The sequence below is a fragment of the Streptomyces sp. AC627_RSS907 genome, assembly GCF_019049165.1.
The window spans coordinates 1-20,313 of record NZ_JAGMUE010000042.1; the positions used below are offsets into that span (position 1 = coordinate 1).

At 72.8% G+C, this 20,313-nt stretch carries 17 protein-coding genes and 1 pseudogene; 6 read left to right on the forward strand and 12 right to left on the reverse strand.

Annotation, left to right across the window (positions count from 1 at the left end):
* Positions 1-296: 296 nt before the first annotated feature.
* Together KUM32_RS11205 and KUM32_RS11210 are read right to left on the reverse strand one after the other, a co-directional pair.
* Positions 297-1,967 carry a PucR family transcriptional regulator gene (locus tag KUM32_RS11205; protein ID WP_217141704.1) on the reverse strand — a complete coding sequence of 557 codons (1,671 nt, stop codon included), beginning with the start codon at positions 1,965-1,967 and terminating at the stop codon, positions 297-299.
* Between the two features lie 143 nt (positions 1,968-2,110).
* Complete coding sequence (locus tag KUM32_RS11210; RefSeq protein ID WP_217141705.1) at positions 2,111-4,264, reverse strand: ATP-binding protein; 2,154 nt, start codon at positions 4,262-4,264, stop codon at positions 2,111-2,113.
* 343 nt (positions 4,265-4,607) lie between these two features.
* Between KUM32_RS11210 and gabT the strand changes: the two genes are divergently transcribed.
* Positions 4,608-5,942, forward strand: coding sequence for a 4-aminobutyrate--2-oxoglutarate transaminase (gene gabT, locus KUM32_RS11215; RefSeq protein ID WP_217141706.1), 1,335 nt, complete (start codon positions 4,608-4,610; stop codon positions 5,940-5,942).
* Positions 5,943-6,372: 430 nt separating this feature from the next.
* Here the strand turns inward: gabT and KUM32_RS11220 are convergent, their stop codons facing one another.
* Positions 6,373-7,185: a tetratricopeptide repeat protein gene (locus tag KUM32_RS11220; RefSeq protein WP_254405384.1), complete on the reverse strand. Its 813-nt coding sequence runs from the start codon at positions 7,183-7,185 to the stop codon at positions 6,373-6,375.
* An 8-nt stretch (positions 7,186-7,193) separates the two neighbouring features.
* Here KUM32_RS11220 and KUM32_RS11225 point away from each other — a divergent pair, with 8 nt between their 5' ends.
* The gene (locus KUM32_RS11225) at positions 7,194-7,916 is read left to right on the forward strand and encodes a phosphatase PAP2 family protein (protein ID WP_374227502.1); all 723 of its coding nucleotides are present in this window, start codon (positions 7,194-7,196) and stop codon (positions 7,914-7,916) included.
* 294 nt (positions 7,917-8,210) lie between these two features.
* Here the strand turns inward: KUM32_RS11225 and KUM32_RS11230 are convergent, their stop codons facing one another.
* From KUM32_RS11230 to KUM32_RS11250, 5 genes are all read right to left on the reverse strand, one after another.
* On the reverse strand, positions 8,211-8,690 hold the full coding sequence (locus KUM32_RS11230; protein WP_217141708.1) for a hypothetical protein: 480 nt from the start codon (positions 8,688-8,690) through the stop codon (positions 8,211-8,213).
* A gap of 172 nt (positions 8,691-8,862) precedes the next feature.
* A complete protein-coding gene (locus KUM32_RS11235; protein ID WP_217141709.1) occupies positions 8,863-10,290 on the reverse strand; it encodes an FAD-binding oxidoreductase in 1,428 nt (475 codons plus the stop codon).
* Positions 10,291-10,326: 36 nt separating this feature from the next.
* On the reverse strand, positions 10,327-11,127 hold the full coding sequence (locus tag KUM32_RS11240; protein ID WP_217141710.1) for an ABC transporter permease: 801 nt from the start codon (positions 11,125-11,127) through the stop codon (positions 10,327-10,329).
* Positions 11,128-12,066 carry an ABC transporter permease gene (locus KUM32_RS11245; RefSeq protein ID WP_217141711.1) on the reverse strand — a complete coding sequence of 313 codons (939 nt, stop codon included), beginning with the start codon at positions 12,064-12,066 and terminating at the stop codon, positions 11,128-11,130.
* Entirely contained in the window at positions 12,066-13,244 is a 1,179-nt protein-coding gene (locus KUM32_RS11250; RefSeq protein WP_217141712.1) for an ABC transporter ATP-binding protein, read from the reverse strand. The genes KUM32_RS11245 and KUM32_RS11250 overlap by 1 nt, the downstream gene beginning before the upstream one ends.
* A 1-nt stretch (position 13,245) precedes the next feature.
* Between KUM32_RS11250 and KUM32_RS44695 the strand changes: the two genes are divergently transcribed.
* Positions 13,246-13,380 (forward strand): hypothetical protein, encoded by a 135-nt coding sequence (locus KUM32_RS44695; protein ID WP_302185132.1) that lies wholly within the window; start codon positions 13,246-13,248, stop codon positions 13,378-13,380.
* Here the strand turns inward: KUM32_RS44695 and KUM32_RS11255 are convergent.
* Together KUM32_RS11255 and KUM32_RS11260 are read right to left on the reverse strand one after the other, a co-directional pair.
* Positions 13,367-14,614 carry a PotD/PotF family extracellular solute-binding protein gene (locus tag KUM32_RS11255; RefSeq protein WP_217141713.1) on the reverse strand — a complete coding sequence of 416 codons (1,248 nt, stop codon included), beginning with the start codon at positions 14,612-14,614 and terminating at the stop codon, positions 13,367-13,369. The genes KUM32_RS44695 and KUM32_RS11255 overlap by 14 nt on opposite strands.
* Positions 14,615-14,670: 56 nt before the next feature.
* Positions 14,671-16,206, reverse strand: coding sequence for a gamma-aminobutyraldehyde dehydrogenase (locus KUM32_RS11260; RefSeq protein WP_217141714.1), 1,536 nt, complete (start codon positions 16,204-16,206; stop codon positions 14,671-14,673).
* A 202-nt stretch (positions 16,207-16,408) separates the two neighbouring features.
* Here KUM32_RS11260 and KUM32_RS11265 point away from each other — a divergent pair, with 202 nt between their 5' ends.
* Entirely contained in the window at positions 16,409-17,014 is a 606-nt protein-coding gene (locus KUM32_RS11265) for an NADAR family protein (protein ID WP_217141715.1), read from the forward strand.
* A 160-nt stretch (positions 17,015-17,174) separates the two neighbouring features.
* Here KUM32_RS11265 and KUM32_RS11270 read toward each other — a convergent pair whose 3' ends face one another.
* Positions 17,175-17,624, reverse strand: a complete 450-nt coding sequence (locus KUM32_RS11270; RefSeq protein WP_217141716.1) for a DUF4190 domain-containing protein — start codon at positions 17,622-17,624, stop codon at positions 17,175-17,177.
* A 66-nt stretch (positions 17,625-17,690) separates the two neighbouring features.
* Positions 17,691-18,353 carry a DUF4190 domain-containing protein gene (locus KUM32_RS11275; RefSeq protein WP_217141717.1) on the reverse strand — a complete coding sequence of 221 codons (663 nt, stop codon included), beginning with the start codon at positions 18,351-18,353 and terminating at the stop codon, positions 17,691-17,693.
* 95 nt (positions 18,354-18,448) lie between these two features.
* Here KUM32_RS11275 and KUM32_RS11280 point away from each other — a divergent pair.
* Together KUM32_RS11280 and KUM32_RS11285 are read left to right on the forward strand one after the other, a co-directional pair.
* A pseudogene (locus KUM32_RS11280) lies at positions 18,449-19,568 on the forward strand (adenosine deaminase).
* Positions 19,569-19,582: 14 nt separating this feature from the next.
* Complete coding sequence (locus KUM32_RS11285) at positions 19,583-20,290, forward strand: glycerophosphodiester phosphodiesterase (protein ID WP_217141719.1); 708 nt, start codon at positions 19,583-19,585, stop codon at positions 20,288-20,290.
* Positions 20,291-20,313 lie beyond the last annotated feature (23 nt).

A 20,313-nucleotide genomic window follows, 5' to 3' on the forward strand; every position in this document is an offset into this window, starting at 1 on the left:
GTGGCCATGTGCGCGGGTGGGCGGGGCGGGGCCTGGTCGGGCGCGGGCTGGTGGGGCGCGGGCTGGTGGGGCGCGGACAGGCGGAGCGCCGGCTGGTGGGGCGCGGACAGGCGGAGCGCGGACAGGCGGAGCGCGGGCTGGTGGGGCGCGGGCTGGTGGGTTTCGCCCCCGCCGCCCCTTCCCGTCCCTCCCGTCCCTGGGGGCTGCGTCCCCGGACCCCCGCTCTCGGCCCCGAGGGCCTCGTCCTCGAACGCCGGACGGGCTGGACGGATTGGACGGGCTGGACGGCGGGCCGGCTAGTCGGCCGTCGTCGCCTTCAGGGCCAGCCACAGCTCCATGCGCACGTCCGGGTCGTCCAGGGAGCGGCCGAGGATCTCCTCCACCCGCCGCATCCGGTAGCGCAGCGTGTGGCGGTGGACGCCGAGGTCGGCCGCCGCCGCGTCCCACTGGCCGTGGCGGGAGAGCCAGGCGCGCAGGGAGGCCACCAGGTCGCCCCGGCCGGTCGCGTCGTGGTCGCGCAGCGCCCGCAGCAGGCCGTCGGCGAAGGCGCGCACCGCGTCGTCCGCGAGCAGGGGCACGACCGATCCGGTCGCCAGCTGTTCGTGCTCCACGCAGACGCGTCCGCGTCGGCGGGCCACCGACAGTGCCTGTTCGGCCTGCTTGTAGGCGGCGGACGCGGCGATGGGTCCGGACGGGGCGGACAGGCCGACGACCAGTTCTTCCTCGTCCTGGCCCGGCGTCGGCTGCGGGGCCGGGCGGCGGCTCTCCAGCGCCGCCGCGTACTCGACGCAGGCCGCGACGGCCGCGCCCTGGTCCGTGGCCAGTACCACCAGCCGCTCCCCCTCGGGGACGACCAGCACCGCCTCGCCGGACCGGGACGCCGCCGACTCCACGACCTCGGCCAGCACGTCGAGCGGGTTCCCGCCAGGGTCGGCGGCGGGAGGCTTGGTCCTGGCGGCGCCCGCGTGCGCGGCGGCGCCCGCGTGCGCCCGGGCGGCGGACGCCGACGCCGGCTCGGCGACGATCATCCGGAAGGGCGCGTCCAACAGGCCGCCGTACAGGTCACCGGCGACCGCGCGCGCGTGGTCCGGCTCGCCGGCCAGCAGCATGCGCAGCACGGCGGCGTCGATGCGCTGGCCCGCCGCGTGCAGGGAGCGCGAGCGCTCCGTGGTGAGCGTCAGGAGGGCGATGGCGGAGTGGACGGCGTAGCGCTCGGCGGTGCCGAGGGCCGCGGCCGTGCCGACGGCGAGGGCCGAGCGGGGCCGGCGGGAGGTGCCGAGGGAGTGGAGTTCGACCCGGTCGGCGTTCTCGGCGGGCTCGGCGTTCTCGGCTCCGCCGACGACGGAGGAGGCCGGTGCGGGGCGTTCGCGCAGCCGCCGCACGTCCGCGGTGAGCCGTGCGGCCCTGCGGCCCGCCCACTCGGGCGCCGCGGCGACGACGGCGCCCGAGGCGTCGTACAGCGCCGCCCAGCCGTCGACCTGCGCGGCGAGCGCGGCCAGCAGGCCCTCCGGTCCGTCGGACAGCGCCCGCCTGGTCAGCTCGCGCTGGGCCGCGAACCCCGCCGTGACCGCCCGGTACTGGTCGGCGGCGATCGCGGCGGAGACGGCCTTGCTGATGGCGAGGAAGGGTGTGCGGCGCGGCACCTCCAGCAGCGGCAGGTCCTCCCGCCGGGCGGCTTCGACCAGCGCCTCGGGGATCTCGTCGTAGTTGACCCCGACGGCGAACCCCAGCCCCACCACCCCGGCGCCCGCCAGCCGCTTCACGTACCGGTGCATCGCCTCGGGGTCCTCGGCGTCCAGCTTGAGCGCGGTGATCAGCAGCAGCTCCCCGCCCTCCATGTAGGGCACGGGGTCGGCGAGCTCGCTGACGTGCGCCCAGCGCACCGGCACGTCGAGGCGGTCCTCGCCCGCGCGCACGGTCAGTTTGAGCGCGGAGTGGTGGACGAGCGAGGCGAGCGTGGGGGGCATGGGGGCCTGGGCCTTCGGATCTTCGTCAGGGGTGGGTGCGGTGTCTGCGGTGTGAGACGTCCGTGATCTTTTGGCCGCCGCGTATGAACGGCCTGTGTCGATTCTGCCTCACCGTAGGGTTCCGGGTGGCCGCCCCTGACGGGTCAGCCGCGCAGGTCCACCAGCAGCGGCGGGGCGTGCTCCCCCTTGACGGTCGTCAGCGACAGCACGGCGTGACCGGCGGGCACCGCGTGCGCCAGCTCGGAGGCCGACCAGCGCTCCCGTTCGACCTGCCGCACGGTCACCGCCCGCGCGGTGGGCGCCTTCCCGGTGATCACCCGGCGCAGCAGGTGCACGGCCTTGCCCGCCGGGGTCTCCGCGATGATCTGCCGGTCGGTGACGTCCCGGGCCTCGGTCCACTCCTTGCCCCACACCTCGGCGAAGTCCTGCCCGTCCCAGGGGGTGAGCCCGGACAGCGCCATCCGGCACCCGATGGCCCCGAGCAGCGGGCCGCGCAACGGGCGCGGTACGTCGTCCAGGGTGCGCAGGGTCAGGACGACGCCCGCGCCCGCGGAGCGCAGCCGCTGCACGCCCCGCACGGCCTGGGGTGTCACCACGCCGCTCGCGTCGTCCAGCACCAGGCAGGCGAACAGCGACCGGTCCTCCCGTACCGAGACGCTCGCCGTGAACTGGGCGAGCACCAGGCGGGCCAGCATCCGCGAGGCGTCCGCGTGGCCGCGTTCGGGCAGGTCGATGCGGACCCGCACCGGGTGGTCGAGGGCCTTGAGCGAGAAGGGCCGCGACTGGCCCGAGGTGTCGAAGAAGGAGGCGAAGGCGGGCCGGTCCAGCAGCGCCACCCGGTCGGCCAGCACGCCGCCCACGTCCCCGGGGTGCCCCATCTGCCGCTCGCGTGCGTCCAGCTCGCGCAGCAGCGACTCCTGTCCGGCCTCCCTCAGCCCCTGGCGCAGCTCCGCCAGGGGCTCGGGCGTACCGTCGAGCAGTCGGCGCAGCTCCGGCACGCCGGGGAAGCGTCCGTGCACCGCGCGGAAGGGGCCCAGGAGCTGGGCGAGGACGGTGGTGGAGCGGCGGGTGTCGCTGCCCGGGTGCGGGTCGGCCAGGTCGCCGACGAGGGCCTCGGCGAGCACGGCGGCGGCCTCGTCGGGGTCGGTCGTGCCGCCGTACAGGTCCAGGTCGTAGACGGAGTCCGGGTCGCCGATGCGTACGACGACGTCGTAGGCGTCGGCAGGGCCGATCCCGGCACCCGCCGCGCCGACGACGACGACCGCGGCCCGCCCGGCGAGGGCGTGCAGGCACAGCGACTCGGTGAGCGGCCGGACGAGGCTGCCGGTCTTGCCGGAGCCCGCCGGTCCCACGGCGAGCAGGGAGGTGCCGAGCAGGTCGGGGCCGAGGGCGAGGCCGGTGCCGCGGTAGGCGTAGGGGTTGCGGACGTCGTCGGCGGTGGTGCCGATCCGCACCTGACCGGTGACCAGGTCGTGCCGGGCCTGCCGGACGGGCAGGTCGCGGGCGCCGGAGGGGTGCGGGCAGGCACCCGCGCCGCGGCTGAGCACCGCACTTGTGAAGGTGGTGAGGCTGTGCCGGCCGCCCACGACGCCCTGCCAGGCACGGGTGATGCGGGCGTGGTCGACGTCCCGCATGAGCCCCGCGCGGGCGTCGGCGGCGAGCCGCTCGGCGGCGTCGACGGCACCGGCCGCGCGCAGCGCGGGCCAGGCGGCGGGGTCCTCCTCGGCGGCGGGCGGGGGCCCGCCGCCGGGGGCGGCGCGGCGCCAGGCGGGCGGGCCGTAGCGCCGCCAGACCTCACTCCAGCGGCCGAGCCGGCCGACACCGACCATGATGATGCCGGCGACCAGCACGTAGTAGGCGTAGACGACCACGACCGCGCCGATACTGTGCGGCTCGGCCCAGGAGCTGGGGACCATCGCGTAGAGGGGCAGCAGCCACCAGCCGCCCAGGTAGCCGTTCCACAGCAGGGACCAGATCAGCCAGCCGACGAGGAAGGCGATCAGCGCCCCGCTCAGCAGCTGCCGGCCGGGAATCCGTTCGGGCTCCTGCGCCGCCCGCGGCCGGTGTCCGAACCGCCACACGCCGGGCGGCGCCTGCGGGCGCGGGGTGCGCAGCCAGGACAGGAACGCCGAGCCGTCCGGCAGCGGCGGCACGCCCGGCGGCGCCGGTGTCCCGGGTGCCCGTGCCGGCCGCGGCGGCACCGGGGGCGCGTCCGCGGGCACCTCGAAAGGCCCCGCCGGACGCGGCACAGGATTCGCGTGCGTACCCCGCGTGTCCCGCATTCCGTCGCCGTCCATCGCCTGCCCCCTGACCAGCCGCTCCGTCCACCGTCAGCGAGTCAATCTAACGCCCTCCCCAGGGGAGTTCACCGCTTACGCGGCCGGGCACGCGTCGACGGGCCCCTGGGCCTGTCGTTCGGACCAGGCCGGCCGAGGGTGACTCCGCCTCTCGGCCGAGCCGCTCGGGTCGGCGTGATCGGGACGGCAGACCCCGGGCCGCCCCGTCCGCCACCTGTCCATGACGGACAACCGACGCCGCGGACAACGCCCACATGGAGCATGCCCACCCCACCCGGCCGGTCCTAGCCTGCGAGAAAAGAAGGCAAGCGTCCGCAAGATCCCGCAAGACCCAGGAGCCCTCATGACCGCACTTCCGCAGGAGCGCCGCGTCGTCACCGCCATCCCCGGCCCGAAGTCGCAGGAGCTGCAGGCCCGCCGCACGGCCGTGGTCGCCCAGGGCGTGGGCTCCGTCCTGCCCGTCTTCACCGCGCGCGCGGGCGGCGGGATCATCGAGGACGTCGACGGCAACCGCCTGATCGACTTCGGTTCCGGCATCGCCGTGACCTCTGTCGGCGCCTCCGCCGAGGCCGTCGTGCGCAAGGCCTCCGCGCAGCTCGCCGACTTCACCCACACCTGTTTCATGGTGACGCCGTACGAGGGGTACGTCGCCGTCGCCGAGGCGCTGGCCGAGCTGACGCCGGGCGACCACGCCAAGAAGTCGGCCCTGTTCAACAGCGGCGCCGAGGCCGTCGAGAACGCCGTCAAGATCGCCCGCGCGTACACCAAGCGGCAGGCGGTCGTCGTCTTCGACCACGGCTACCACGGCCGGACCAACCTGACGATGGCGCTGACCGCGAAGAACATGCCGTACAAGCACGGCTTCGGTCCCTTCGCCCCCGAGGTGTACCGCGTCCCGGTCGCCTACGGCTACCGCTGGCCGACCGGCCCGGAGAACGCCGGCCCGGAGGCCGCCGCCCAGGCGATCGACCAGATCACCAAGCAGATCGGCGCCGACAACGTGGCCGCGATCATCATCGAGCCGGTGCTCGGCGAGGGCGGCTTCATCGAGCCGGCCAAGGGTTTCCTGCCCGCGATCAGCCGGTTCGCCGAGGACAACGGCATCGTCTTCGTCGCCGACGAGATCCAGTCCGGCTTCTGCCGCACCGGCCAGTGGTTCGCCTGCGAGGACGAGGGCATCGTCCCGGACCTGATCACCACGGCGAAGGGCATCGCGGGCGGTCTGCCGCTCGCCGCCGTCACCGGTCGCGCCGAGATCATGGACGCCGCGCATTCCGGCGGCCTGGGCGGCACCTACGGCGGCAACCCGGTGGCCTGCGCGGGCGCGCTCGGTGCCATCGAGACGATGAAGGAGCTGGACCTCAACGCCAGGGCGAAGAACATCGAGGCGATCATGAAGTCGCGCCTCACCGCCATGGCCGAGAAGTTCGACATCATCGGCGACGTCCGCGGCCGCGGCGCGATGATCGCGATCGAGCTGGTCAAGGACCGTTCCACCAAGGAGCCGAACCCCGAGGCGACCGCCGCGCTCGCCAAGGCCTGCCACCAGGAGGGCCTGCTGGTGCTGACCTGCGGCACCTACGGCAACGTGCTGCGCTTCCTGCCCCCGCTGGTGATCGGCGAGGACCTGCTGAACGAGGGGCTCGACATCATCGAGCAGGGGTTCTCCAGCCTCTGACCACACCCGCCGGACGTACCCGGGCGAGCACCTGAACGCACGCCCGAACGCACGTCTGAGCTGCGGTTCGCACGCCTGGCGCAGCGAACCGCAGAGGGTGTGAAGAAGGTGTGCGGGGTGGATGTCAGGAAGCCGATGGCCCTGTCCTGAGCCCACCCCCTGCCGTAGGTTCTAGGCAGATGAGAGATACACCCCGCCCACAGGGGACTGTGGGCGGGATCTCAGGCCGGGGCCTCCCCAGCTTCGACCTGGTCGTGCCTCGCGCACACGACCGGAGCCCGTGGGTTCCGGTCACCTCACCGATCGGACGGTCGCTCGCCCCAAACCCCCCGGGGCGCGCGACGTTCCGGTCACGACGCCGCCTCGGTACCCGGGACGGTGATCATCGAAGGGCCGGCACACTCCCCCCCTTGTGCCGGCCCTTCGGTGTTCAGTCGCCGGGCCCCTCGCCGGTGACGCGGCCGAGCAGGGTGCGGGCCTCCCGGATCCGCGGATGGGCCGGATGCAGGTGCCGCTCGCAGTCGGCCAGCGCCCGCCGGACGGCCGCCTCCGCCTCGCCGCGACGCCCCAGGCCGTGCAGGGCCTCGGCCGTGACCAGATCCAGCAGTCCGCTGTCCCTGCGGTCCTGGTGCGGTGGGTCCCGGCGGGCCTCGGCCAGTGCCTCCTCGTGCCGGCCCTGACCGTTCAGACTGCGCACCAGCACGGCGTGCAGCCCGGCGAGGGCCGGTTCCGCGGCGCGGGGCAGGTTCCCGCGGGCGATGGCCTCCGCCTCCTCGTGGCGGTCCTGCCCGCACAGCGCGACGGCCAGGGCTCCCAGGGCACTCAGCTCCATCCGCCACAGCGGGGTGAGGTGGGCCAGCCGGGTCACGTCGCGCAGGATGCCGAGGGCCTCGGTCTCGGCATCCTCGTACCGCTCCTGGCCGTTGAGGACCGTCACGCGGTTGTTGCGGACGATCAGCCGCAGTACGTGCGCCTCGGGGTCGACCGGCTCCAGCTCGTCGATCAGCGCCTCCAGCTCGGGCAGCACCTCCGTCCCGCGCCCGTGTGCGACGGCCACCCCCGTGGCCAGGACCCTCGCCTGCCACTGCGGAAGGGGCCGCCGGCGCCGGGAGTGACGCCGGGAGGCCGCGGCGAGCGCGCGTGCCTCGGCCTCGACCTCCTCGTACTCACCGGCGCGGTACTTGCGTTCGAGCCTCGCGAAGGTCTCCCGCCGCCCGCGCTCCCGCGCCGCCCGTATGCTCATCACGGGCGATGAGACTACGCGACGGCGGGCCTGCGAAGCTGGGCGTCATGCCGCTCTCCCCTCCTCGCGCGCTCCCCGCCCCCGTGGGGCTCCTCGCCCTCGTCGGGCTGTCCGTCCTCCTCTTCGCGCTGATCACCTGGCAGGTCGTCACCGACGGTCCGCTGATCGGGGCGGACGAGCGGCTGAGCAGGGCGCTCGTCCACCCGGACCGGTTCTCGGAGCTGCTGGCCGACCTCGGCAACGTGCAGGTGGCGGTGCCCGTCCTCGTCGCCGCGCTGGCGTACGCCGCGTGGCACGGGCGTGCCGGAGGCGGGGCCCCCTGGTGGCCGGGGCCCCTCGCCGGGGGCCTGGCCATGGTGCTGGTGCCGGTGCTGGTCGTCCCGCTGAAGGAGTGGACCGACCGCCCCGGCACCCCGGCCGTGCCTCCGGCCGTCGGCTACTACCCCTCCGGCCACACCTGCACCGCGGTCGTCGCGTACGGCGCGGCGACGCTGCTGCTCCTCGGGTCGCTGCGTTCCCCGGCCGTCCGCCGCGTCCTCGTCGCGCTCTGCGCGGTACTCGTCCTCGGCGCCTCCTACGGGCTGGTGCGCCGGGGCTATCACTGGCCGCTGGACGTGGTGGCCGGCTGGTGCCTGGGGGCGGTGCTGCTGGCCGGGGTCCGGCTGGCGGTCAGCCGGAGCAGGGGGCGGCGTTCCTCCGGAACTCCCGGCCTCCGTACCGGTCCCGGCTGATCGCGACGGCACGGCACCGGGCCGCGCGGCGCCGGCCCGGTGCCATGGGTGGCCAGGCGTACGAGCCGGTGTCGGTCTTCCTGGCCGGGCGGTTCCGGGCCCGTGGAGGCCGGCCTGTCGATCGCCACCTCGATCGCGTCGTCCACGCCGCACGTGGGTCGAGCCCTCACGTGGGTCGACCTCCCGCGCGGGCCGACCTCCCGCGCGGGCCGACCTCCCGCGCGGGCCGACCTCCCGCGTGGGTCGACCTCCCGCGTGGGTCGACCTCCCGTGCGGGTCACCCCCTCGCGTGGATCACCCCCTCGCGTGGCCGGCTCGCCCCTCGTCCTCCTCCGCCGCGAGCCCCGCCGCCGCCTCGTGCATCGCCAGTTCGAGGAGCGCCGGATCGGTGAGGGTGCCGTTCCCGTCGGGCGGGACCAGCCAGCGGACCGGGCCCGACGACAGCCCTCCGGGGTGCGGCACCACGATCCAGGTCCCGAGACCGGCGGTCCGGACGCCGGTGCCCAGCCAGCGGGCCGCCGTGCCGGGCGGCACGAAGAACCCCGTACGCCCGTCGGCGGAGTCGGCGAGCACCGGGCCGGGCCGGTCCAGGACCCGGAACAGTACGTCGAGGGTCGGACAGCCGAGCCGGCTCGGCAGGACGAGCACGTCCCAGGCCTTGCCCGCGGGCAGCAGCACGACCCCCAGGGGGTCGCGCTCCCACTCCTGCAGGCAGGACCCGGGGTCCGGCGCTACGGATGCCAGCCACGCGACCGCCGTCTTCGCACCAGGCATGTGAAACCTCCCTCTCGCTCGTGGACGCGGGGTGCGTCACGGGGGAGAGGGAGGTCTCCCGGCGGGCATTACGCGGGTCGGTGCGCCTCGTTGGAGTGAACCGGGACGCACGACGCCGGCCCGGCAGTCACGCAGGCGGGCAGGCGGGCAGGCGGGCACCAGCTGGGTGCACCTAGCTGTCGAAGCCCAGCCCCAGCCGGTCCAAGGTCCTCAGCCACAGGTTGCGCCGGCCACCGTGCGCGTCCGCGTGGGCCAGTGACCACTTGGTGAGCGCGATGCCGGCCCAGGCGAAGGGCTCGGGCGGGAACGGCAGCGGCTTGCGGCGGACCATCTCCAGTTCGGTGCGCTCGGTGCGCTCCCCCGCCAGCAGGTCCAGCATCACCTCGGCGCCGAACCGGGTGGCGCCCACGCCGAGGCCGGTGTACCCGGCCGCGTAGGCGACCTTCCCCTGGTGCGCGGTGCCGAAGAACGCGGAGAAGCGGGAGCAGGTGTCGATCGCGCCGCCCCAGGCGTGGGTGAAGCGGACACCCTCCAGCTGCGGGAAGCAGGTGAAGAAGTGCCGGGCGAGCTTGGCGTAGGTCCGCGGGCGGTCGTCGTACTCGGCGCGCACCCGGCCGCCGTACGGGTAGATCGCGTCGTAGCCGCCCCACAGGATCCGGTTGTCGGCGGAGAGACGGAAGTAGTGGAACTGGTTGGCGCTGTCCCCGAGGCCCTGCCGGTTCCTCCAGCCGACCGACGCCAACTGCCCGGCGGTGAGCGGCTCGGTCATCAGGGCGTAGTCGTAGACCGGGACGGTGTACGAGCGCACCCGTCTGACCAGGTTCGGGAAGACGTTGGTGCCGAGCGCGACGGTGCGGGCGCGGACCCCGCCGTACGGCGTGCGCACGGCCATGCCGCCGCCGTACGGCCTCAGGGTGAGCGCCGGGGTGTGCTCGTGGACGCGTACGCCGAGGTCGAGGCAGGCGCGCTTGAGGCCCCAGGCGAGCCTGGCGGGGTTGACCATGGCCACGCCCCGGCGGTCGTGGAGGCCCGCCCGGAAGGTCGGGGAGTCGACCTGCGCGCGCACCGCCTCGGCGTCCAGGTACTCGACCCCGTCCGCGAGGCCCCTGGCGCGGATCTCCTCGTACCAGTCCCGGAGCGCACGGGCCTGGTAGGGCTCGGTCGCGACGTCGATCTCGCCGGTGCGTTCGAACTCGCAGTCGAGGCGGTGGCGGACGACCGCCGCCTCGATCGCGTCGAGGTTGCGGGCGCCGAGCTCCTCCAGCTTGTGGATCTCGTCCGGCCAGCGGGTGAGGCCGTTGGCCAGGCCGTGGGTGAGGGAGGCCGCGCAGAAGCCGCCGTTGCGGCCGGAGGCGGCCCAGCCCACCTCACGGCCCTCCAGCAGCACCACGTCCAGGCCCGGGTCGCGCTCCTTGGCGATCAGCGCGGTCCACAGTCCGCTGTAGCCGCCGCCGACGACCAGCAGGTCGCAGGTCGCGGCTTGGGTGAGGGCGGGCTCGGGCCGGGGTCGGCCGGGGTCGTCCAGCCAGTACGGGACCGGCTGGGCGTCGGAAAGGGATCTCGTCCAGTCGCTGCTGCGGCTCATGGCGCTCGGGGCCATGATCTCAACTCCCCACGAATGCACGACGTAGTGGCATTACGCCTTGCGGCGGTTGCGGCGGTTGCCTATGACCATGGAGGTCAGAACGAACAGCACGGCGATGACGAACATGGCCGTACCGACGACGTTGATCTGCACGGGCGTGCCGCGCTGGGCCGATCCCCAGACGAACATGGGAAAGGTGACGGTGGAACCCGCGTTGAAATTGGTGATGATGAAATCGTCGAAGGAGAGCGCGAAGGCGAGCAGCGCGCCGGCGGCGATTCCGGGGGCGGCGATCGGGAGCGTGACCCGGACGAAGGTCTGGAAGGGACCGGCGTACAGGTCCTGCGCCGCCTGTTCCAGCCTGGGGTCCATCGACAGCACGCGCGCCTTGACGGCCGTCACCACGAAGCTGAGGCAGAACGTGACGTGGGCGATGAGGATCGTCCAGAAGCCCAGCTGAGCGCCCATGTTGAGGAACAGGGTGAGCAGCGAGGCGGCCATCACGACCTCGGGCATCGCCATCGGCAGGAAGATCAGCGCGTTGACGGTACCGCGTGCGCGGAAGCGGTAGCGGGCGAGGGCGAAGGCGATCGCCGTGCCGAGGGCGGTGGCGCCGAGCGTCGCCCAGAAGGCGATCCGGAGGCTGAGCGACAGAGAGTCGCACAGTCCGGCGACGCCGCACGGGTCCTTCCAGGCGTCGGTGGAGAACTGCTGCCACGCGTAGTTGAAGCGCCCGTTCGGTTTGTTGAACGAGAACACCGTGACGACGACATTGGGAAGCAGGAGATAAGCGAGCGTCAGCAGTCCGGCGATCACGACCAGATTGCGCTTGAGCCAGTTGACGAAGGCCATTTACACCAGATCCTCCGTGCCGGACTTGCGGATGTAGACGGTGACCATGGCGAGAATCGCGGCCATGAGAAGGAACGAGAGCGCCGCCGCCGTCGGATAGTCCAGAACCCGCAGGAACTGGGACTGGATCACGTTGCCGATCATTCCGGTGTCGGCCGAGCCGAGCAGCGAGGCGTTGACGTAGTCGCCGGTCGCCGGGATGAAGGTCAGCAGCGTGCCGGAGACGACGCCCGGCATCGACAGCGGGAAGGTGACCTTGCGGAAGACGGTGGACGGCTTGGCGTACAGGTCGCCCGCCGCCTCGTGCAGCCGTCCGTCGATGCGCTCCAGCGACGTGTACAGCGGCAGGATCATGAAGGGGAGGAAGTTGTACGTCAGGCCGCACACCACCGCGAGCGGTGTGGCCAGCACGCGGTCGCCGGCCGTCCAGCCGAGCCAGCTGGTGACATCCAGGACGTGCAGCGTGTTCAGGGCGCCGACGACCGGGCCGCCGTCGGCGAGGATGGTCTTCCAGGCAAGGGTGCGGATCAGGAAGCTGGTGAAGAAGGGCGCGATCACCAGGACCATGATCAGGTTGCGCCAGCGGCCCGCGCGGAACGCGATCAGGTAGGCGAGCGGATAGCCCAGCAGCAGGCACAGCACGGTCGCGGAGGCGGCGTAGGCGACCGAGCGCAGGAACTGCGGCCAGTACTCGGACAGCGCGTCCCAGTAGGTGGCGACGTGCCAGGTGACCTCGTAGCCCTCCTCCAGCGAGCCCGTCTGCACGGAGGTGGAGGCCTGGTAGACCATCGGCGCCACGAAGAAGACGCCCAGCCACAGGAGGCCGGGCAGCAGCAGCCAGTACGGCGTGAGACGGCGCCTCCCGCGCGAGGGCTTCTGCTCCGGCGCGAGCGGGGTGAGCGGGGTGAGCGGCGGTGGCGCCTCGGTGGGGGCCTGCATCAGGCGCTCTCCTCCTCGGCCACGCCCGCGTCGTCCGTCGTCCCGGCGAGCGGGGACTGGGCGGCGTCCAGCCCGAAGGTGTGCGCCGGGTTCCAGTGCAGGACGACCTCGGCGCCGGGCACCAACCGGGCGTCACGGTCGATGTTCTGGGCGTAGACCTCGAACTCGGGGCAGGCCGCGCAGTCGACGACGTACTGCGTGGAGACGCCGATGAAGCTGGTGCCCGTGATCCGGCCGGTGATCCGGTTGCGTCCCCCGGGGACCGATCCGGCCTCGTCGGCGTGGGTGAGGCCGATCTTCTCCGGGCGCACCCCGACCAGCACCTTGCCGCCGGCCGCGGCCGGTGCCGGACACCGGGCGCGGGGCAGGCGCAGCCTGTCGCCGGCCGCCCTCACCACGATGTCGTCACCGCCGGTGGCCTCGACCTCGGCCTCGAAGAGGTTGGAGGTACCCAGGAAGTTGGCGACGAAGGTGGTCCGCGGGTTCTCGTACAGGTCGGCCGGGGCACCCAGCTGTTCCACGCGGCCCGCGTTCATCACGGCGACCTGGTCGGCCATCGTCATGGCCTCCTCCTGGTCGTGGGTGACGTGCACGAAGGTGATGCCGACCTCGGTCTGGATGCGCTTGAGCTCCAGCTGCATCTGGCGGCGCAGCTTGAGGTCGAGCGCGCCGAGCGGTTCGTCGAGGAGCAGCACCCTGGGGTGGTTGATCAGGGCGCGGGCGACCGCGACGCGCTGCTGCTGGCCGCCGGAGAGCTGGTGCGGTTTCCTGCGCGCCTGCTCGCCGAGCTGGACGAGGTCGAGCATCTCCCCGACCTGCTTCTTCACCGACTTGATGCCACGCCGGCGCAGACCGAAGGCGACGTTCTCGAAGATGTCGAGGTGCGGGAAGAGGGCGTAGGACTGGAAGACCGTGTTCACCGGCCGTTTGTACGGCGGGAGCGCGGTCACGTCCTGGTCGCCGAGGTGGACGGTGCCGGTACTGGGTTCCTCCAGCCCGGCGATCATGCGCAGGGTGGTCGTCTTGCCGCAGCCGGATGCGCCGAGCAGGGCGAAGAAGGAGCCCTGCGGCACGGTCAGGTCGAGCGGGTGCACGGCGGTGAAGGAGCCGTAGCTCTTGCTGATCCCGGCGAGGCGGACGTCACCGCCGCGGTCCGCCGCGTCCGTCTGCGCGTTCATCTTGTTCGTCGCATTCGTCGTGTTCTTCGTGGTCGGCGTGTTCTTCGTGGTCGGCGTGTTCTTCGTGTTCGGCGTGTTCTTCGTGTTCGGCGTGGTCGGCGTGTTCGGCGTCGTCATCGTCGTCACGCCCCCGTGAGCTTCGCGAACTTCTCTTCGTAGGCCGTCTCTTCCTTCGAGCTCAGCGAGCGGAAGGCGTGGGACCGGGCCTGCATGGCCTTGTCGGGAATGATCAGCGGGTTGTTCGCCGCGTCCTCGTCGATCTTCGCCAACTCCTCCTTCACCCCGTCGACGGGGCAGACGAAGTTGATGTAGGCGGCGAGTTCCGCGGCCGGGCCCGGCTCGTAGTAGTAGTCGATGAGCCGTTCGGCGTTCGTCTTGTGCCGGGCCTTGTTGGGGATCAGCATGCTGTCGCTCGACGTGACGTAGCCGCTGTCCGGGATGACGAAGTCGACGTCCGGGTTGTCGGCCTTGAGCTGGACGACGTCTCCGGCCCAGGCCAGACAGGCCGCGAAGTCGCCCTTGGTGAGGTCGGAGGTGTAGTCGTTGCCGGTGAAGCGGCGTATCTGGCCGCTGTCGACGCCCTTCTGGAGACGGGCGATCGCCGCGTCGTAGTCGTCGTCGGAGAAGCGCGCCGGGTCCTTGCCCATGTCGAGCAGCACCATGCCGACGGTGTCGCGCATCTCGGTGAGGAAGCCGACGCGCCCCTTGAGCTTCGGGGTGTCGAGCAGGTCGGAGACCGACTTCACCTCGGTGCCGTCCAGCGCCTTCCTGTTGTAGGCGATGACCGTCGAGATGCCCTGCCAGGGGTACGAGTAGGCGCGGCCCGGATCCCAGTCTGGGCTGCGGAACTGGGGGGACAGGTTGGCGAAGGCGTGCGGCAGGTTGGCCGGGTCCAGCTTCTGGACCCACCCGAGGCGGATCAGCCGGGCGGCCAGCCAGTCGGTGAGGACGACGATGTCACGGCCGGTCTCCTGGCCCGCGGCGAGCTGTGGCTGGATCTTGCCGAAGAACTCGGCGTTGTCGTTGATGTCCTCCGTGTACGTGACCTTGATGCCGGTGCGTTCGGTGAACGCCTCCAGCGTCGGGTGCCGCCGGCCGCTCTCGTCGACGTCCATGTACTCGGTCCAGTTGGAGAAGGCGACCCGCTTCTCCCGGGCCGACCGGTCCTCGGCCGAGACACCGCCCTCGGTCTTGCCGGCCGCCGGGATGCCGCAGGCGCTCAGCGTGCCGAGTCCGCCGAGGGCGAGCGCGCCGCCCGTGGAGGCACGCAGCAGCGAGCGGCGGGTGAGGGCGGCCCTGCCGTTGGTGTAACTGCGCCGCATGGCGGCCACTTGGGCCGGGGACAGGCGGTCGGGCTCGTACTGCTCCATGCGCGTGGTTGCCCTTTCGGGTGCGGTCGGCCGTGGTCGGCGGCCTGTCGTGATGGCTATCGGTCCCCGAAGACAGTGCGGTGCCAGTCCTTGCGGACCACCGCGGTGTTGTCGAACATGACGTGCTTGACCTGTGTGTACTCCTCGAAGGAGTAGGCGGACATGTCCTTGCCGAAGCCGGATGCCTTGTAGCCGCCGTGCGGCATCTCGCTGATGATCGGGATGTGGTCGTTGATCCACACGCAGCCCGCCTTGATCTCGCGGGTGGCGCGGTTCGCCCGGTACACGTCCCGGCTCCAGGCGGAGGCGGCGAGTCCGTACGGCGTGTCGTTGGCCAGCCGGATGCCCTCGTCGTCGCTGTCGAAGGGCAGCACGACCAGGACGGGCCCGAAGATCTCGGACTGGACGACCTCGCTGTCCTGCGGCGCGTCGGCGATGAGGGTGGGCCGGTAGTAGGCACCGTCCTCCAGGTCGCCCAGGGGAACCTCCCCGCCGGTCACCACGCGCGCGTAGGAGCGGGCCCGGTCGACGAAGCCGGCGACGCGGTCGCGCTGGACGTGCGAGACCAGCGGACCGAGGTCGGTGCCGGGGGCGAAGGGATCGCCGACCCGGACGGTGTCCATGAGGGCGGCGGTCCGCTCGACGAACGCCTCGTACAGGGGCCGCTGGACGTACGCGCGCGTGGCGGCCGTGCAGTCCTGGCCGGTGTTGATGAGCGCGCCCGCGACCGCGCCGTGGACGGCGGCGTCCAGGTCGGCGTCGTCGAAGACGAGGAAGGGTGCCTTGCCGCCGAGCTCCAGGTGCAGGCGTTTCACGGTGGCCGTGGCGACCTCGGCGACGCGCCTGCCGACGGCGGTGGAACCGGTGAAGGAGGTCATCGCCACGTCGGGGTGGCCGACGAGGTGCTCACCGGCCTCCCGCCCGGTGCCGCTGACGATGTTGACCACCCCGTCCGGGATGCCGGCCGCGGTCGCGGCCTGGGCGAACATCAGGGAGGTCAGCGGGGTGGTCTCGGCGGGCTTCAGCACGATGGTGTTGCCCGCGGCGATCGCCGGGAGGATCTTCCAGGCGGCCATCTGGAGCGGGTAGTTCCAGGGCGCGACGGACCCGACGACACCGATCGGCTCGCGGCGGACGTACGAGGTGTGGTCACCGGAGTACTCCCCCGCCGACTGCCCCTGCAGATGCCGGGCGGCACCGGCGAAGAACGCCGCGTTGTCGACCGTGCCCGGCACGTCGAACTCGCGGGTCAGCTTCAGCGGCTTCCCGCACTGGAGCGACTCGGCGCGGGCGAGGTCCTCGGCCTGCTCGGCGAGCACGGCGGCGAACCGGTGCAGGGCGTCGGAGCGCTCGCCCGGGGTGGCGGCCGACCAGCCGGGGAACGCCTCGCGGGCGGCGGCGACGGCCGCGTCGACGTCGTCCGGCCCGGCGAGCTCGTAGGTGAGGACGCCCTCGCCGGTCGCCGGGTCGACGACCGTGTGCGTGCGTCCCGAGGTGCCCTTCGTCGGACAGCCCGCGATGTACTGGGCCCCGTCCGCGAAGCGGTCCTGGGCCGGAAATCGGTCCGGGGTGGCGTTGCCCGGGATGTGCATGTCGGCTCTCCTCGGTCTCCCCGGGGTGGGGGCCGGTGTGGCTCGGGCTCGATGTGAGTGCCGATCCTGACAGAGCACTAGACCCCCAACAAGTGATTCCGTTGTTGCCATTTGGTTACGCGACGGAATCTGTCGACCAGTTGTCGAGTCGCCGCAGAAAAGGGCGGACGCGGTGTCAGTGGCGCGTGCCAGACTCGCGTGCATGGAGAGGATCACGGGGGCGATGGAGAGGATCACGGGGACGGCAGTGGGGACCGTCGACAGCAGGGAGGCACTGCTCGCGCGGATCCGGGAGGGTGCCCGGATCCGGTATCTGTACTTCTGGGGGCACCGGCCGAGGCCCGACGGCCGGATCGGGCCGAGTTGTCTGAGTCAGTGGTGGCCGTCGCCGTTCACCGTGGCAGGGGTGGAGTACGCGACGGCCGAGCACTGGATGATGGCGGGCAAGGCGAGGTTGTTCCGGGACGCGGAGGCCGAGCGGCTGGTGCTGGCCGCGGGTCATCCCGCCGAGGCCAAGAAGGCGGGGCGGCTGGTGCGCGGCTTCGACGAGGCGGTGTGGGAGCGGGAGCGGTTCCGGATCGTCGTCGAGGGCAGCGTCCACAAGTTCGCCTCGGATCCGGCTCTGCGCGCCTTCCTGCTGGGCACCGGTGACAGGGTGCTGGTGGAGGCGAGCCCCGTGGACCGTGTCTGGGGCATCGGCCTGGCCGCGGACGACGAGGCGGCGGCGGACCCGGAGCGGTGGCGGGGGCCGAACCTGCTGGGGTTCGCGCTGATGGCGGCGCGGGAGCGGCTGCGGGAGGGTGACTGAAGGGGGCGGCCTTCGAGGCCGCCCCCTGTGTCGCCGACTTGTCACCGGCGTTGTCACCGGCCTTGTCTCTGGCCTTGCCACCGGTCTTCTCGCTGGCCTTGATCGCTCCACAGCGCTCGGAGAGCGCTCGGACGGCTCTCGGAGGGCGCTCAGACGGCGCTCAGACGGCGCTCATGAGGCTCGCGAAGACGAGGAAGCCGAGCAGCGGCAGGATCACGGTGGCCACGATGCCGCAGACCAGTCCGGCGGTCGCCGCGCCCTTGTTGGTGGCCTCGCCCCGGGTGGCCTTGCCGCGGCCGATCGCGCCGAAGATTATGCCGAGGATGCCCAGGATGACTCCGAAGAACCACAGGAAGAAGGTCAGGCTGCAGACCACGCCGATGATGCCCAGCACCAGCCCCGTGGTCCCCATGCCGTTGCTCGGCTGCATCGGCATCGCGTACCCGGGCGCCTGGGGGTAGCCCACCGGCGGAGCGGCGGGGTACGACTGGCCGGGGCTCGGGTAGCCGTAGCCGGGGGGCGCGGACTGCGGGTACGCGTACCCTCCGGCGGGCGGCTGGGCGGGCTGCGGCGGCCCGAATCCGTCGGGACCGGGATTGGTGTGCGACATGAACTGCTCTCCCCTCGTTGAAGTTCGACATCGTAATCGCCCTGATCGCCGAGGACGAAGGGGAGTTCAGCTCCACGCCGCCGCGGAGGCCGGCACCGGGCGCGAGGCCCCGTAGTAGGGGTCGTCGTAGTCCGAGTCGTCGTTGACCGCCGCGGTGATCCCGATGGCGACCAGGGCGATCACGACGATGCCGAGGACGATGCCGACGATGCCCATGACGAAGCCGGCCTGCGCCTGGCCGTGGTTGGTGGCCTCGCCCCGCTCGGCCCTGCGGCGGCCCTTGATCCCGAAGACCAGGGCGAGGATGCCGAGCACCACGGAGACCACGCCGTACAGGCAGAACAGGCAGCAGGCGAGGATGCCCAGCACCATCGCCGCGGTGCCCATGCCGTTCTGCGGAGGCATCGCGCCCCCGGGCCAGCCGTAGCCCTGGGGGTAACCGGGGTAGCCGTACCCGACCTGGACACCCGGGCCACCGGGCGCGATCGGCGGGGGCGGCACCGCGAAGTCGGGAGCGGTGAACCCGGCGGCGGGCATCGAGGTGACCGTGGCCTGATCGTGCACGGACGGCGGCTGCTGCCCGGGCCACGCGTCGACGGCCGGCGGCCGGCCCTGCTCCCGCCCCGCACCGGCCCCGCGGCCCTTGTCCGGCGACGGCCTGCTCTCCGGGGGCGCCCAAGGGTCGTAACCGCCGGCGGAGTCCCCGCCCGGCCGTGGTGCGTCCGTCATCGCGTCCCCCTGGGTCGGTCGTCCCGCCATGCTACGGGCCCCGACCGCCCGGCGCGGGACCGGCCTACGATGATCCCCGAACCACCGATCAGCCGATCACCCGCGCTCCGCCGCCGCACCGCCGGCCCGGGACGCCGCTTTGGGGAGGAACCCTTGACCGAGCACCTCGTCGACCCCGCCGTCCCGCGCGACCTGCACGCCTTCATCGCGGGACTGCCCAAGGCCGAACTGCACGTCCACCACGTCGGCTCCGCCTCCCCGCGCATCGTCTCGGAACTGGCCGCGCGCCACCGCGACTCCAAGGTCCCCACCGACCCCGAGGCCCTGGCCGACTACTTCACGTTCACGGACTTCGCCCACTTCATCGAGGTGTACCTGTCCGTCGTCGACCTGATCCGCACCCCGGAGGACGTGCGGCTGCTGACCTACGAAGTGGCCCGGGACATGGCCCGGCAGCAGGTGCGGTACGCCGAGCTGACCGTCACCCCGTTCTCCTCCACCCGGCGCGGCATCGACGAGGGCGCCTTCATGGACGCCATCGAGGACGCCCGCAAGGCGGCCGAGGCCGAGTTCGGGACCGTGCTGCGCTGGTGCTTCGACATTCCGGGCGAGGCCGGCCTGGAGTCCGCCGAGGAGACGACGCGGCTCGCCACCGACGACCGGGTGCGTCCCGAGGGCCTGGTCTCCTTCGGGCTCGGCGGACCGGAGATCGGGGTGGCGCGACCGCAGTTCAAGCCGTACTTCGACCAGGCGATCGCCGCCGGACTGCACTCGGTGCCGCACGCCGGCGAGACCACCGGTCCGCAGACGGTGTGGGACGCGCTCACCCACCTGCGCGCCGAACGCATCGGGCACGGCACCAGCTCCGCGCAGGACCCGAAGCTTCTGGCGCACCTCGCCGAGCGGCGCATTCCGCTGGAGGTGTGCCCGACCTCGAACATCGCCACCCGCGCGGTGCGCACCCTGGACGAGCACCCGATCAAGGAGTTCACGCGGGCCGGCGTCCTGGTGACCATCAACTCCGACGACCCGCCGATGTTCGGCACCGACCTCAACAACGAGTACGCCGTCGCCGCCCGGCTCCTCGGCCTCGACGAGCGCGGGCTCGCCGACCTGGCGAAGAACGGGGTCGAGGCGTCCTTCCTCGACGCGCCGGGCAAGGCGCGGATCAGGGACGAGATCGACGCCTACACCGCCGCCTGGCTCGCCTCCTGAGACGGCCCGCGACCATGGCCCCCCTGCGCGACGTGACCGCCGTGGCCCACCGCGGCGACCCGTACCGTTTCCGCGAGAACACGATCCCGTCGCTGCGCTCCGCGCTCCGGTGCGGCGCGGACGCGGTCGAGACCGACGTACGCCTCACCCGGGACGGCGTACCGGTGCTGCTGCACGACGAGACGCTGAAGCGGCTGTGGCAGCGGGACCGGCCGCTGCGTGCCCTGTCGGTGGAAGAGGTACGCGGCCTGACGTCGGGCCGGGTGCCGACGCTCGCGGAGGCGCTCACCGCGACCGACGGCAGCCGGTTGATGCTCGACCTGCCCGGAACGCCGGACGAGCGGGCGGCCCGGCGCATCGTGGACGTCGTCCGCGAGTGCGGGGCGCGGGACCGTGTCTACTACTGCGCGGGGGCCGTCACCATGCTCGCCGTGCGCGCCGCCGACCCGGCCGCCGAGATCGCCCTGACCTGGACGACGGCGGCGCCACCCCGGCCCGCACTGCTGACGGCGGTGCGGCCGCGGTGGCTCAACTACCGCTTCGGGCTGGTGGACCGGGCGCTGGCCGAGCGCGTCCACCGCGACGGTCTGCTGCTGTCCGTGTGGACCCCCGACACCCGGCGCTCCATGCGCCGGCTGATCGCCCTGGGCGTCGACTCGATCACGACCAACCGCATCGACACGCTGTGCGCCCTGCGCGCCGGCGGCGGCCCGCTCCCGTAAGGGCGATCACGCACGGGTCCCGT

Excerpts from the sequence above, each read along its gene's own strand:
- KUM32_RS11205 (WP_217141704.1), bottom strand. The coding sequence starts at position 1,967 with ATGCCCCCCACGCTCGCCTCGCTCGTCCACCACTCCGCGCTCAAACTG.
- KUM32_RS11210 (WP_217141705.1), bottom strand. The coding sequence starts at position 4,264 with ATGGACGGCGACGGAATGCGGGACACGCGGGGTACGCACGCGAATCCT.
- gabT (WP_217141706.1), top strand. The coding sequence starts at position 4,608 with ATGACCGCACTTCCGCAGGAGCGCCGCGTCGTCACCGCCATCCCCGGC.
- KUM32_RS11220 (WP_254405384.1), bottom strand. The coding sequence starts at position 7,185 with ATGAGCATACGGGCGGCGCGGGAGCGCGGGCGGCGGGAGACCTTCGCG.
- KUM32_RS11225 (WP_374227502.1), top strand. The coding sequence starts at position 7,194 with ATGAGACTACGCGACGGCGGGCCTGCGAAGCTGGGCGTCATGCCGCTC.
- KUM32_RS11230 (WP_217141708.1), bottom strand. The coding sequence starts at position 8,690 with ATGCCTGGTGCGAAGACGGCGGTCGCGTGGCTGGCATCCGTAGCGCCG.
- KUM32_RS11235 (WP_217141709.1), bottom strand. The coding sequence starts at position 10,290 with ATGGCCCCGAGCGCCATGAGCCGCAGCAGCGACTGGACGAGATCCCTT.
- KUM32_RS11240 (WP_217141710.1), bottom strand. The coding sequence starts at position 11,127 with ATGGCCTTCGTCAACTGGCTCAAGCGCAATCTGGTCGTGATCGCCGGA.
- KUM32_RS11245 (WP_217141711.1), bottom strand. The coding sequence starts at position 12,066 with ATGCAGGCCCCCACCGAGGCGCCACCGCCGCTCACCCCGCTCACCCCG.
- KUM32_RS11250 (WP_217141712.1), bottom strand. The coding sequence starts at position 13,244 with ATGAACGCGCAGACGGACGCGGCGGACCGCGGCGGTGACGTCCGCCTC.
- KUM32_RS11255 (WP_217141713.1), bottom strand. The coding sequence starts at position 14,614 with ATGGAGCAGTACGAGCCCGACCGCCTGTCCCCGGCCCAAGTGGCCGCC.
- KUM32_RS11260 (WP_217141714.1), bottom strand. The coding sequence starts at position 16,206 with ATGCACATCCCGGGCAACGCCACCCCGGACCGATTTCCGGCCCAGGAC.
- KUM32_RS11265 (WP_217141715.1), top strand. The coding sequence starts at position 16,409 with ATGGAGAGGATCACGGGGGCGATGGAGAGGATCACGGGGACGGCAGTG.
- KUM32_RS11270 (WP_217141716.1), bottom strand. The coding sequence starts at position 17,624 with ATGTCGCACACCAATCCCGGTCCCGACGGATTCGGGCCGCCGCAGCCC.
- KUM32_RS11275 (WP_217141717.1), bottom strand. The coding sequence starts at position 18,353 with ATGACGGACGCACCACGGCCGGGCGGGGACTCCGCCGGCGGTTACGAC.
- KUM32_RS11285 (WP_217141719.1), top strand. The coding sequence starts at position 19,583 with ATGGCCCCCCTGCGCGACGTGACCGCCGTGGCCCACCGCGGCGACCCG.